We start from the raw sequence: 3,698 nt of genomic DNA on the forward strand, positions 1-3,698 counted from the left end.
AAGCCATAATGGAAGAAATGGGGCTTGAAAATACGTTACTTGGTGTTGATTTAATAAAAGATCAAACCTTAGTTGCCCAAGATTTAACGGCTAAGCAATTGCTTGAGCTTACACATGATCAAAGTACTAAGTTAGTCATTACGCTCATTGGCGGGCAAGGGCATATATTTGGCCGTGGTAACCAGCAATTGAGTCCTTTGCTTATACGCGCAATTGGCAAAGAAAATATTATTGTAGTAGCAACAAAAACAAAACTACTAGCGCTTAATGGTCGCCCCCTTATTTGTGATACAGGCGATGGCGAATTAGATGATGAATTAACCGGTTATATTAAAGTAACCACCGGATTTAACGACCATATTATGTATGCAGTAGGGCACCAAAACCTTGAAAATACAGGTGCTTTGCAAAACCAGGAGATTAATAAATGAGTTTAGTGAACTATATCGATGCAGCCCAGCAGTACTTCGATGATTTAGTAATAAAAGCAACTGACGATGAGTTATTTGCTGGCGGCTATTTACGAGGTCATTTTGATCTTGCAGTTGGTTATGCCGAAGTAGAAAAGCTGACAATCAGTATAGATGAGCTAAATGAAACTGTAGAGCAAAGCTTAGTTAAAGCATATCGCAACGGCGAGCTTAACGAAGAAGACAAGGCATTAGTTGCACGCTTGTGGGATGAAGTTAAAGCCCTCGCTTAACCCTAAGTGGCAAAAAAACACGATTTGTTTATCACTATCGTGTTTTTTTGTGCCCAAAACTTTTAAAGCACATTCCCATGTTAATTTACTGTTTTGTTTTTATGCGATATTGTTACTAAAATAAATTTTAGGAACAATAAAAATGAATAATAATCAAGACGCTTTACCTTCAGGGGTTGTAGCGCGTTTTTTAAATTTTGTTGAGCTAGTAGGAAATAAGCTTCCAGATCCAGCCGTAATATTTCTATTTGCAATGTTATTAATTTGGTTTTTGTCGTGGTGGTTTTCAGGCGTGAGCTTTGATGCAATAGACCCACGTACCGGTGAAGCGATTATTATTAATAATATGCTGGCAAGTGATTCGCTCGCTACTTTTTTATCCTCTATGGTAAAAACCTTTACTGGCTTTGCTCCCTTAGGTGTCGTTTTAGTAGCTATGTTAGGTGTCGGTGTTGCAGAGCATTCGGGATTTATTAATACCGGCCTTAAGTTAATGCTTAAAGTTACTCCTAAAAAGCTATTAACGCCTTCAATCATTTTAGTGGCCATTGTGAGCCATACCGCTACTGATGCAGGTTATGTATTAGTTATTCCACTTGCCGGTGTTATATTTTATGCAGCAGGACGCCATCCGCTTGCGGGTATTGCAGCTGCATTTGCAGGAGTCAGTGGTGGTTTTGGGGCTAACTTTATTCCATCGGGTATCGACCCATTGCTACAAAGCTTTACCCAAAGTGCGGCGCAAATAATTAATCCTGCAATAACAATTAACCCGTTAAATAACTGGGCATTTGCTTCAGCATCTAGCTTATTTATTGTGGCATTAGGCTGGTACATTACCGATAAAATTATTGAACCACGTTTACAAAAAACAGCAGTTGATGGTGCTAAAGAGGATTTACCTGTATTTGAAGATGCACGTAGTGATGAAAAACGTGCCTTTTATATAGCCAGTACCGTGATGATTGCTGGACTTGCGTTATTAGCATTTGTCTCTGCTCCAGACGATTCTGCAATGCGCAGTAGTGACGGATCCCTTACTAATTTTAGCTCTCCTTTAATGCAATCAATTGTACCACTAATATTTTTACTTTTTTGGATCCCAGGCACTGTATATGGTTTTACGGTAGGTACCTTTAATACTTCAAAAGATATGATTGATGCTATGAGTAAAGCGATGAGCGGCATGGCATATTATATCGTCATGGCGTTTTTCTGTTCGCTATTTATTGCTGCATTTAGTAAATCAAATTTAGGTGCACTGCTCGCAATTGAAGGTGCGCAGTTATTAAAGGCGATGGAATTGCCAAGTGCAGTAACGGTTGTAGGCATTATCTTTTTAACTGGCTTTGTTAACTTGTTTGTAGGTTCAAGTTCAGCAAAATGGGCGTTACTTGGCCCCATTTTTGTACCGATGTTAATGCAACTTGGCATTTCGCCAGACTTAACTCAAGCCGCTTATCGTGTAGGTGACTCAAGCTCTAATATTATTACACCGTTAATGCCATACTTCCCATTAGTGGTGGTGTACTGTCAAAAGTATGTCAAAGGCACCGGTATAGGCACTTTAATTGCTATTATGCTGCCGTACTCAATTGCCTTTATGATTGGCTGGAGTATCTTTTTATTAGGTTATTGGGCACTTGGTATTCCTTTAGGTTTAGATGCAAGCTACATTTATCCAGCATTGCCTTAGCCTAAACCTTTATGAACCTCACTCACTTGAGTGAGGTTTTTAAATAAAAGTCCTGTAATGTAAAAGTAAGTCTAAGTTATCTTTCTAAATCTCTCACTATATAGCCAAATAAGCTGGCCTCTCCAACAATATACACATAATCATTTTTGTTGTTCATTATTGTAGACTTATCGTCATACCACCTAAAATCATGAATCTTATTCGTTTTAGGGTCTTTGAAGTATAAACGAGTACAGCTATCTTCATACTCAGTGCCACACTCTTGTACATCGGTCAGGATGTATTCTTTATACCAATAGTCGCCTTGTGTGTAGTAAGCCCATAATTTAATAGGATCAGAGATAAAAACATAGAGTATTCCAAAGATTAATAAAGGGGATAATGGGTACATGAAAATGGATGCTAATTTTATTTTAGTATCTGAGAAATTGTATTTAAGTGATTCTCTATATTTACTGCAGCGTTTATATTTATTGAATATAAGTATATTTAAATAGATAAATAGTGCACAACAGATAATAGGGAGGGTTATAAAGAAAACAGCGTCGTATAGTTCATTTGAGATGAATGGTGGATCTGTAAAGTCCATTAAAATAGGTATAGTGATGCATAATAAAATGGGGAGTACTATTGCTACAAAGAGCAAGTTGTCGTAAATCTTTTTCAATTTTTAATTCGTCCGTGAACTATAGCCTTTGTCTAGTTTACAGAATTTTTGTTATTTTAAAAATCAGAGAAATGTATTTATAGGCATTAAGCAACCCGAACTCAGGCTAAAAAAACTATCTCAAGCCGCTATTGAATTGACGCGAAAGTTTACTTTGTTTTCACTGTAGCAGCAGCCTAAAAACAAAAAACCTTGTCACTTTCGTGGCAAGGTTTTTTTATTAAAGAGTCGTTGCTTATTTAGCTGTGAAGCTTACAGGGCGACGTTCTTTACGAGGACCGCTGCGCTTATCACCGCGTGCGCCGTCATCTTTATTAAAGCTGCGTTTCTTATCACCAGCTGGACGCTCAGAGCGTTCGCCACGTGGTTCAGCAGGACCTTGATCAGTTGTAATTGTTAAGCCCATAGGGCGTTTACAAATAAACACTTTTTGGAAGTGATCAAGTACATCTTTAGGCATGTTTTGCGGTAATTGAACCGTGCTGTGATTGTCGTGTAGACGAATATCACCAATAAACTTGCTTGAGATGTCAGCTTCGTTAGCGATAGCGCCAACAATATTTTTAACCTGAACACCATGTTCACGACCTACTTCGATACGGTACGTATCCATAGGACCTGCATCACGGCTG

The 3,698-nt window shown here is 38.2% G+C and carries 4 protein-coding genes and 1 pseudogene; 3 read left to right on the forward strand and 2 right to left on the reverse strand.

Annotated features, from left to right (window positions below; translation table 11 throughout):
* The 3 genes and pseudogenes from L652_RS0104695 to L652_RS0104705 form a co-directional block, all read left to right on the forward strand.
* A pseudogene (locus L652_RS0104695) lies at positions 1 to 431 on the forward strand (NAD(+)/NADH kinase); the annotation flags it as partial.
* Positions 428 to 703, forward strand: a complete 276-nt coding sequence (locus tag L652_RS0104700; RefSeq protein ID WP_024596509.1) for a YfcL family protein — start codon at positions 428 to 430, stop codon at positions 701 to 703. The pseudogene L652_RS0104695 and the gene L652_RS0104700, both read left to right, overlap by 4 nt.
* Positions 704 to 845: 142 nt before the next feature.
* Entirely contained in the window at positions 846 to 2,399 is a 1,554-nt protein-coding gene (locus L652_RS0104705) for an AbgT family transporter (protein WP_024596510.1), read from the forward strand.
* A 76-nt stretch (positions 2,400 to 2,475) separates the two neighbouring features.
* On the opposite strand, the gene L652_RS1000000125300 is transcribed toward L652_RS0104705, so the two are convergent.
* Together L652_RS1000000125300 and L652_RS0104715 are read right to left on the reverse strand one after the other, a co-directional pair.
* On the reverse strand, positions 2,476 to 2,790 hold the full coding sequence (locus L652_RS1000000125300) for a hypothetical protein (RefSeq protein ID WP_240915864.1): 315 nt from the start codon (positions 2,788 to 2,790) through the stop codon (positions 2,476 to 2,478).
* Between the two features lie 511 nt (positions 2,791 to 3,301).
* Positions 3,302 to 3,698 (reverse strand): DbpA RNA binding domain-containing protein (locus L652_RS0104715; protein WP_024603335.1); only part of this gene is annotated, 397 nt, incomplete at its 5' end.

Origin of the sequence: Pseudoalteromonas sp. TB25 (assembly GCF_000497995.1) — a bacterium.
GTDB classification, from domain to species: Bacteria; Pseudomonadota; Gammaproteobacteria; order Enterobacterales; family Alteromonadaceae; genus Pseudoalteromonas; species Pseudoalteromonas distincta.